6 protein-coding genes, 2 tRNA genes and 1 riboswitch are annotated in these 8,167 nt (G+C 37.8%); of the genes, 6 read left to right on the top strand and 2 right to left on the bottom strand.

Going from position 1 to position 8,167, the window contains the following annotated elements:
- Nucleotides 1–26: 26 nt before the first annotated feature.
- The 4 genes from LQZ75_RS08565 (at nt 27) to LQZ75_RS08550 (ending at nt 2,224) form a co-directional block, all read left to right on the top strand.
- Nucleotides 27–110 (top strand) — tRNA-Leu (locus tag LQZ75_RS08565).
- A gap of 125 nt (nt 111–235) precedes the next feature.
- Nucleotides 236–306: transfer RNA gene (locus tag LQZ75_RS08560), tRNA-Cys, on the top strand.
- Between the two features lie 92 nt (nt 307–398).
- On the top strand, nt 399–1,214 hold the full coding sequence (locus LQZ75_RS08555) for a Cof-type HAD-IIB family hydrolase (protein ID WP_230097407.1): 816 nt from the start codon (nt 399–401) through the stop codon (nt 1,212–1,214).
- Complete coding sequence (locus LQZ75_RS08550) at nt 1,214–2,224, top strand: LTA glycolipid anchor biosynthesis glycosyltransferase, IagA/BgsA family (RefSeq protein ID WP_230097406.1); 1,011 nt, start codon at nt 1,214–1,216, stop codon at nt 2,222–2,224. Before LQZ75_RS08555 ends, LQZ75_RS08550 begins: the two co-directional genes overlap by 1 nt.
- A 61-nt stretch (nt 2,225–2,285) precedes the next feature.
- Here LQZ75_RS08550 and LQZ75_RS08545 read toward each other — a convergent pair whose 3' ends face one another.
- Nucleotides 2,286–3,077: a hypothetical protein gene (locus LQZ75_RS08545; protein WP_230097405.1), complete on the bottom strand. Its 792-nt coding sequence runs from the start codon at nt 3,075–3,077 to the stop codon at nt 2,286–2,288.
- A 90-nt stretch (nt 3,078–3,167) separates the two neighbouring features.
- Nucleotides 3,168–3,261: riboswitch (SAM riboswitch) on the top strand.
- Between the two features lie 74 nt (nt 3,262–3,335).
- Between LQZ75_RS08545 and metK the strand changes: the two genes are divergently transcribed.
- A complete protein-coding gene (gene metK / locus LQZ75_RS08540) occupies nt 3,336–4,544 on the top strand; it encodes a methionine adenosyltransferase (protein WP_230097404.1) in 1,209 nt (402 codons plus the stop codon).
- 103 nt (nt 4,545–4,647) lie between these two features.
- Here the strand turns inward: metK and mnmM are convergent, their stop codons facing one another.
- A complete protein-coding gene (gene mnmM / locus LQZ75_RS08535; RefSeq protein WP_230097403.1) occupies nt 4,648–5,214 on the bottom strand; it encodes a tRNA 5-(aminomethyl)-2-thiouridylate-methyltransferase MnmM in 567 nt (188 codons plus the stop codon).
- Nucleotides 5,215–5,575: 361 nt separating this feature from the next.
- Between mnmM and leuS the strand changes: the two genes are divergently transcribed.
- Nucleotides 5,576–7,990 carry a leucine--tRNA ligase gene (gene leuS / locus LQZ75_RS08530; protein ID WP_230097402.1) on the top strand — a complete coding sequence of 805 codons (2,415 nt, stop codon included), beginning with the start codon at nt 5,576–5,578 and terminating at the stop codon, nt 7,988–7,990.
- Nucleotides 7,991–8,167 lie beyond the last annotated feature (177 nt).

Genomic DNA, 8,167 nt, shown 5'->3' with positions numbered 1-8,167 from the left:
TTATTGCCGGATAGTTAAATAAGCATGCCGTTGTGGCGGAATTGGCAGACGCGCTGGACTCAAAATCCAGTTCCTTCACGGGAGTGTGGGTTCGACCCCCACCGACGGCATAATGTAAAAAAGATTGAAGCGCCCAAATGGATGGTTCAATCTTTTTTCTTTTAAAACTAGGTAATTGGTCAGTATTGACAGGCATAGAAGATGTGCTTTATAATAGTAAAGTTATTGATATTATGATGGTATAGCCAAGTGGTAAGGCATGGGTCTGCAACACCCTGATCGTCGGTTCGAATCCGATTACCATCTTTAAAATTGTTGAAAGGACTCAAGTTGATTAGTTAGATATACTAATCTATTGGGTCCTTTTTTAGTAAAATGAAATAAAAGGAGTGTAGCAAATGATTAAAATGATTGCAACAGATATGGATGGGACATTTTTACGTGATAACAAAGCATATGATGTCCAACGATTCCGGGAACAATTAAAATTCATGGAACAACAACAAATTCGATTTGTAGCGGCCAGTGGCAATCCATACCGACAACTAGCACGTTATTTCGAACCAGTCTTAGATGATTTTACAATTGATTTTGTCGCTGATAATGGTGCGCGAATCTATCAAGGTGAGTCAATGATTTTTGATGCGCCAATTAGCAATCAACAATTAGCGAAAGTTATTGATTGGAATGCTAATAATCCAGCAAGTATTGATAATATGATTATTCTATCAGGATTACGTGGTACTTACGTAAGTAATCACGCAACCGGGGCAACCTTAGCAGAGGTAAAAAGTTTTTATACTCCTTTATATCAAGTTGAAAAATTATTGGAAATTGATGATACTATTTTTAAAATTACGTTTGTTTGGCCAAGTAAGCAAGTTAGTCCTTACGTAGCTAGTTTACGCGCAATGTTTAGTGATGAACTACACGCAACCGGGTCTGGTTTTGGGAGTGTTGATATTTTAGCGCAAGGTGTTAACAAAGCGACCGGGTTACAAGTTTTACAGCGTAAATATAATATTGATCAAAGTGAAATTGTCGCATTTGGTGATAATGAAAATGATTTAGAGATGTTGAAATACGTTGGTAAAGGGATTTTAATGCCTAATGCGTATGATGCAATGCAACAGGAAATTTCATTAAAAGCAGTAACTGATAATAATCATGATGGAGTTTTGGCTACAATTGATAGTTTGTTGGAGAATTTATAATGAAAGTCTTATTGTACTTTGAAGGGCAAAAGTTAATTGCCAATTCTGGAATTGGTCATGCCATGCACCACCAAATGAAGGCATTAACAGCTAATAACGTTGAATATACTTTAGATCCTAACGATGATTATGATGTACTTCACATTAACACGTATGGAATCAAAAGTTGGCAGATTATTCGAGAAGCTAAGCGACACAATAAACCAGTCATCTATCATGCGCATTCAACAGAGGAAGATTTTCGAAACTCATTTATTGGATCAAATTTAATTGCACCGTTATATCGGCGTTACTTAATTAGTTTGTATCGACAAGCGGATGTTTTAATAACGCCAACACCATATTCTAAAAAATTAATTGCAGGATATGGATTAAAACAACCAATTTATCCAATTTCAAATGGAATTGAGTTAGCAAAATATGAGCCCAAACTTGATAAAGAACAAGCTTTTCGGACTCATTTTAAGTTAAATGATGATACTAAAGTTGTCATTAGTGTTGGATTGCTATTTGCTCGGAAAGGGATTGTTGATTTTGTTGAAATTGCCCGGTTAAATCCTGAAATTAAATTTATTTGGTTTGGGCATATTAACTTAGCAGCAATTCCAGCAAATATTCGCCGGATTGTCAAAGAAGAGCACCCTGATAACGTTATTTTTCCAGGATACATTACGGGTGATGTTATTGAAGGCGCTTATAGTGGTGCCAATGCCTTTTTATTTCCATCGTATGAAGAGACGGAAGGGATTGTCGTCCTTGAGGCACTTGCGTCACAACAAAATGTAATCGTGCGTGATATTCCGGTATATGATGGTTGGTTACATGATGGGCAAAATGTATTAAAGGCTAATGATGTTGCAAGCTTTAATCAGCAGCTCCACCATGCGTTAACGACTGATATGAGTGCAATTGTACATGCAGGCTATAAAACGGCCGTAGAGCGTGATTTAAAGGCTATCGGGGCACAATTAAAACAAGTCTATGAGCAAGTATTAAAACTGAATGCTTAATTAATCAATGCATGACTTTAGTAAAAAGGACCAAGAGAAAGTTCTCTTGGTCCTTTTTGAATTAATGTTGTTGTAAGAAAATAACCATCACAGTTAACGTTTGTAAGCAGAAATATAATGGTACTTGTAAACGAATATCCAGTTCAAGATTAAAAAGAATCAACCATGAACCAGCTACAATTACAATTGCCAGTAGTGTCCAAAAATTAAAGGGGAGTAACATAATATTAATTAAAAAAGCTAAGCCCAATATTAAACTACTAAGGGTGCGTAATTTCGAATACGGGATAAATAGGGGAATTAAGAAATATAAATAACTAAAAACGAGTGGAATTAGCGTGACAATAAATTTACTTGTTACATAGTTATTTTGTAAGTAAAAAATGGCTAGTGGAATTGTAAAGGCTGCTAGAATCGCTAAACCAACTAGGCCAATAATTGATTTCAAGCGAATCCATTTAATTTGTAAAATAATTAAATAACCTGTAAAGAGTAACAATAAGCAAAAAACTTCAAAGCTACCTTTAATTAAGCTTGAAAATGTGACGATACCACTTAATATGCACAATAGCATCGCCCAAAATGAATGAAAACGAGAGCTGAAAATAAAATGCATCGCCAAGGCTACTAATACCGAGTAGGCGACTAAAACAAAACTACCAGGTGGTAATTGACCATTAAGATGTTTGCTATAAATCAGTGGATAGGTCCACCAGATGATATTTTGACTTAGTACCGTAACTAAGGCTAAAAGTGAACTTTTTTGCCATGGTGATTGTTTAAATTTCTCGATGAGATTGACACCTTTTGGGGTACGTTGTAGTGGTTGTGAATTCAATGTAGGATTTTCCATTAATCAACCTCCAAAGTTAATACATTAAAGTTTATTCTATCAAGCATCTTTGCATTTAACAACATAAGTGATATACTGTTTAAGTATCATTCTTCATTGAGAGTGCGTGAGGGACTTGCCCGGTGATCGCACACCAACCTACAATTATCGTTGCAAGGTGGTAAAACAAGATTTCCGATGAAGATAGTTGATTATTGAATTCTTTCAATGCGGCTATCCGAATCAAGGATGGTCGCATTTTTTTTAAGGGAGAGAATCATGTCACAAGAATTGAACAAAGAACCACACTTATTTACATCAGAAGCCGTATCAGAAGGTCACCCAGATAAAATTGCAGATCAAATTAGTGATGCTATTTTGGATGCTGTTTTGACACAAGATAAAGATGCCCGTGTTGCTGTTGAAACCTCAGTAACAACTGGATTAGTATTAGTATTTGGTGAATTATCAACAACCGCATATGTCGATATTAACAAAGTTGTTCGTGATAAAATTAAAGAAATTGGTTACAACCATGCGGAATTTGGTTTCGATGGTGACAACACTGGGGTGATGATTGCTATTGATGAACAATCACCTGATATTGCTCAAGGGGTTGATACCGCTATTGAAAACCGTGAAGATGGTGGGGTTGATCCGCTCGATCAAATTGGTGCTGGGGATCAAGGTTTGATGTATGGTTATGCAACTAACGAAACGTCAACCTACATGCCATTAGCACACGCCCTTAGCCAACAATTAATGCTTAAACAAGCACAATTACGTAAATCAGAAGAATTGGCTTATCTCCGTCCAGATGCCAAGGCACAAGTAACGGTTGAATTAGACGATGCTGGTAAACCATTCCGAGTTGATGCAATTGTCCTTTCAACGCAACACGATGCGGATGTTTCGCTAGAACAAATTCGTAAAGACGTGAAGGAACAAATCATTGCTAAAGTTATCCCAGCTGAATTACTTGATGAACACACAAAATACTTCATTAACCCAACTGGTCGCTTTGTTATTGGTGGACCACAAGGAGATGCTGGTTTAACTGGTCGAAAAATTATTGTTGATACTTATGGTGGAGCTGCCCGCCACGGTGGTGGAGCCTTTTCTGGTAAGGATGCAACCAAAGTTGACCGTTCCGCATCTTATGCCGCTCGTTACATTGCTAAAAACATTGTTGCCGCTGGCTTAGCTGATAAGATTGAAATCCAATTAGCATATGCGATTGGGGTGGCGCAACCAGTTTCAATTGCGGTTGAAACTTTTGGGACTGGTAAGGTAGATGATCAATTACTAGTTGCCGCAATTCGTCAATTATTTGATTTACGTCCAGCCGGAATTATCCAAATGCTTGATTTACAACGCCCAATCTACGCTAAAACAGCCGCATATGGTCACTTTGGTCGGACTGATCTTGATTTACCATGGGAAAAATTGGATAAAGTTGACGCATTAAAAGCTTATTTTACTGAGTAATTTACTGTTAAAACGTGTTCGATATATTCGAAATATAATAATAACCGCCATGAAGAATTGCTTCGTGGCGGTTATTTAGTCTATTTTTTGATAGTGCTTGTATTTATACCCGTTTTTGAATGGCAATAATGTAAGGCGGTTGATTTACTTGATTAATAAATTGGTATTGTAAAACATGGTATTCTTTTTGGGGCAAGGCTTGAGCAAAGGTTAGCAACTGATTAACTTCATCTTGGCCACCAGGATGTCCGTAGTAGACCACAAGGACTAGTAAACCATTTCTTTTGAGGTGCGGTAAAATACCATTGATAGCAGCTAATGTTGTTGCCCCATGGGTAATCACATCTTTATCGGCACCAGGTAAATAACCAAGATTAAAAATTGCACCACCAACGGATTGATTTACTGGTAAATATTGCTCAACATTTTCATGCCCCGCTAAAATGAGTTCAGTATTATTAAGCTGCGCTTCGGCTAGTCGTTGGGCTGTTGCAGTAATTGCCGCTGCTTGTACGTCAAAGCCTAAAACATGACCTTTAGGTCCGACTAATTGGCTTAAAAATTCCGTATCATGACCATTACCGACGGTTGCATCAATCACATAGTTGCCACGTTCAACGGTTTGACTTAAAAGGGTATGACTATATGTTAGGGCATTTGCTAATTTCATGGTGTATTTTGATGATCTCCTTTAAGGGCATTGATTAATTTAATTGATGTTAATTATAGCACGGTAAAGACTTGTCCAAACGGTTATTAGTTGTTAAAATGAATTTATACAAATTTTGTACTTAGTTAAAGTAGTAGTTAAACAACATGCTCAGAGAGTGAATGGATGCTGTGAATTCACGTTATTGTTTAATGAACTTGTTAACATTATTAATAAGTACCGGTTTGTCCTCCGATATAGGACACACGAGATGCCAGTTTTGGCATGAATTTCGGGTGGTACCACGACTTTATCGTCCCGTAACGTAACTTAATGTTACGTTACGGGACTTTTTTATTTTATATATACGAAGGAGTACATTATGAGTTATCAACATAAAGATATCGAACAAAAATGGCAAGATTTCTGGGCCAAAAATGCCACTTTTAAAACCGGTGAAGATACTTCAAAGCCTAAGTTTTATGCTTTGGATATGTTCCCATTCCCATCTGGTCAAGGACTTCACGTTGGGCATCCCGAAGGGTATACTGCGACAGATATCGTTTCACGTATGAAGCGTTCACAAGGCTTTAATGTTTTACACCCAATGGGATTTGATGCTTTTGGTTTGCCAACTGAACAATATGCAATGAAGACAGGGCGTTTTCCAGCCGATATTACGAAAGAAAATGTTGCTAACTTCCGCAAGCAAATGCAAACCCTTGGGCTTTCATACGATTGGGATCGTGAAGTTAATACCACTGATCCTAAGTACTACAAGTGGACGCAATGGATCTTTGAACAACTCTACAAAAAAGGTTTAGCATACGAAGATAAGATTATGGTTAACTGGGCCCCTGATTTGATGGGCGGTACTGTAGTTGCTAACGAAGAAGTTATCGATGGTAAGACAGAACGGGGCGGTTTCCCTGTTTATCGTGTCCCAATGCGTCAATGGGTCCTTAAGATTACCGCTTATGCTGATCGTTTGATTGATGATTTAGAAGGATTAGATTGGCCAGAATCAATTAAAGAACAACAACGTAACTGGATTGGTCGTTCAATCGGAGCGAGTGTGTTCTTTGATGTTGAAAATGCTCAAGACAAGATTGAAGTCTTCACAACTCGTCCAGATACTTTATTTGGAGCAAGTTATGTCGTTCTTTCACCTGAACATGCATTAGTTGATCAAATTGCGACTGATGATAATAAAGATGCTATTGAAGCATATCGCAAAGAAATTGCATCTAAGTCTGATTTGGAACGGACAGATCTTAATAAAGATAAATCAGGAATCTTTACTGGTGCTTACGCAATCAATCCAGTTAATGGTGAAAAATTACCAATCTGGATTGCCGATTATGTCCTTGCTTCATATGGTACGGGTGCGATTATGGCTGTGCCAGCCCACGACACACGGGACTTTGAATTTGCTGAAAAATTTGATTTAACTATCAAACCAGTAATCGAAGGTGGTACTAATGAAGAAGCCTATACTGGTGATGGAACCCACATTAACTCAGGTTTCCTTGATGGTATGGATAAAGCAACGGCGATTGCCACAATGATTGATTGGTTAGAAGAACATGACCGTGGTCATAAGCAAGTTAACTTCCGACTACGTGACTGGATTTTCTCACGGCAACGTTACTGGGGTGAACCAATTCCCGTTATTCACTGGGAAGATGGCGAATCAACGCTAGTTCCTGAAGACCAATTGCCACTTGAACTACCATACATGGAAGATATTAAACCTTCTGGAAATGGTGAATCACCTTTAGCTAATGCAACGGAATGGCTTGCAGTTGAAGATGAAAATGGCCGTAAAGGGTTACGGGAAACAAATACGATGCCACAATGGGCTGGTTCATCATGGTATTTCTTACGTTACATTGACCCAACTAACGATGACGCCATCGCGGCACCAGAAAAATTAAACTACTGGGGCAATGTCGACTTATACATCGGTGGTCAAGAACACGCCGTCTTACACTTGTTGTACGCACGTTTCTGGCACAAGTTCTTGTATGATTTAGGTGTCGTACCAACTAGTGAACCATTCCAAAAGTTAGTTAACCAAGGGATGATTTTAGGTGAAAACCACGAAAAAATGTCTAAATCAAAGGGTAACGTGGTTAATCCTGATGATATCGTTAATGAATACGGGGCTGATACATTACGGATGTACGAAATGTTCATGGGACCATTGGAACAATCAATCGCGTGGTCTGAAGATGGCCTTTCAGGTTCACGGCGTTGGTTAGATCGTGTTTGGCGGATGATTGTTGACGAAGATGGTCACCTTAATGCTAATATCACGACTGAAAACGATGGCACGCTTACTAAGAGCTATCATCAAACAGTTAAGAAAGTGACTAATGATTTTGAAGGATTACGTTTTAACACGGCAATCTCACAATTAATGGTCTTTGTTAACGATGCTTATAAAGCCGAAAAATTACCACTTGAATATATTAAAGGCTTTGTCCAATTACTTGCACCCGTGGCACCACACATGGGAGAAGAATTGTGGCAAATCCTTGGTGGCACGGATACCATTGCCTTTGTTGCTTGGCCAACGTACGATGAAAGCCAATTAGTTGAAAATGAAGTTGAAGTAGTTCTTCAAGTTAACGGTAAGGTACGGAGTAAGATTACGGTTGCAGCTGATATTGCAGGGGATGAACTTGAAAAATTAGCTTTAGCTGATGAAGCTATTCAAAAGCAAGTAGCAGACTTAACAGTTCGCAAAGTAATTAACATTAAAGGCAAGCTTATTAACATTGTTGCCAATTAATGAAGTGACATTTTATCCAAAATAATAACAAATCAGTTATAATAAGGGCGACTAATTCATTAATTGAATTGGTCGCCCTTGCTAATTAAAAAAATATTTTAAGATGAATTTAATTTTTTATTATAATAAACTTAAATTCGATTAGCATTCTCGAAAAGTAGCAATTTTTTAGTAAAA

Source organism: Periweissella fabaria (assembly GCF_918814575.1).
Classification (GTDB): Bacteria; Bacillota; Bacilli; order Lactobacillales; family Lactobacillaceae; genus Periweissella; species Periweissella fabaria.
The sequence above is the reverse complement of the archived record's forward strand: the minus strand, read 5'-3'. Positions and strand labels throughout refer to the sequence as shown.